The sequence below is a fragment of the Vibrio sp. YT-19(2023) genome (assembly GCF_033337395.1).
Window position 1 is genome coordinate 1 of sequence record NZ_JAWOQN010001057.1, and the last position, 534, is coordinate 534.

The following is a 534-nucleotide window of genomic DNA, read 5'->3' on the forward strand; positions in this document are numbered from 1 at the left end:
TTTAATCGTGTTGGCATCAAGGCGAGAGTCTTTATCGGTAATGAACACGGCATACCCGCCACCTTTGAGTGTTAAAAACAAGCTTTTGCTATGTGTGCCTTGCCAGCCGAGTTCTTTCGCGACTTTAAGGTCGGTGTCGAAGTCGAGAATGGCTTCATGTCGCCATTCTCGAAATGGAATCGAGAGCGAATGCAATCGCTCTTTGTTGATGCGATAGATGTTTTCCAGTGACTCCATGTCATTCATATCCTTTGGTTTGGGTTACCAGTATTTAGTGATGAGCTCGCTCGCGAGTACATAAGCAATGGTGAACATCATCAGTGCAACGGCGATATCGATGCCTTTTTTCACTTTCGGTTTAGATAGCGTAGGCCCGAGTTTTGCGGCGCCCATCGACAAGGTATAGAACCAAACAAATGACGCCATAATAGTGCCTAACGCGAAAGCGATTCGATCATGGCCTTCAAATTGTCCACCGATTGAGCCTAAGATAACAACGGTATCTAAGTACAAATGTGGGTTGAGCACGGTGAC

1 protein-coding gene and 1 pseudogene are annotated in these 534 nt (G+C 46.1%); both read right to left on the bottom strand.

Annotated features, from left to right (window positions below):
• Window positions 1–237, bottom strand: a pseudogene (locus R7E78_RS30010) (DNA-binding protein); the annotation flags it as partial.
• 24 nt (window positions 238–261) lie between these two features.
• Window positions 262–534: LysE/ArgO family amino acid transporter (locus R7E78_RS30015; protein WP_318059125.1), on the bottom strand; the 273-nt coding region annotated here is incomplete at its 5' end.